Genomic DNA, 289 nt, shown 5'->3' with positions numbered 1-289 from the left:
AATTGTGTCATGGCGAGGGATCCCTTGTTCAAGAAGAACATATTTTCTGAGCCAATCTAGTCTATCATGACCAAAATCTTCAATCTCTTCCCAGCCCTGACAGCCTGAAACAACAGCGCTAACAGCTAAGAATATGATATCAAATAGTTTATGAACAACTTTACCTTGTTGGCGAGGGTCGTCGATTGATTCGAAATATTTAAATAGCTGAATGTTAGACATGGGGATGCTCCTTAAAAAGGAGTATAAGATCATACTTTTAAGTCAAGGTAAAGTTCGTGATCTTGCC

1 protein-coding gene is annotated in these 289 nt (G+C 38.8%); it reads right to left on the bottom strand.

Annotated elements, in window-relative coordinates:
* Positions 1-222 (bottom strand): ISAs1 family transposase (locus tag DC53_RS00250; protein WP_033032434.1); only part of this gene is annotated, 222 nt, incomplete at its 3' end.
* Positions 223-289 lie beyond the last annotated feature (67 nt).

The organism is Pseudoalteromonas fuliginea (genome assembly GCF_000690055.1).
Classification (GTDB): Bacteria; Pseudomonadota; Gammaproteobacteria; order Enterobacterales; family Alteromonadaceae; genus Pseudoalteromonas; species Pseudoalteromonas fuliginea.
The sequence above is the reverse complement of the archived record's forward strand: the minus strand, read 5'-3'. Positions and strand labels throughout refer to the sequence as shown.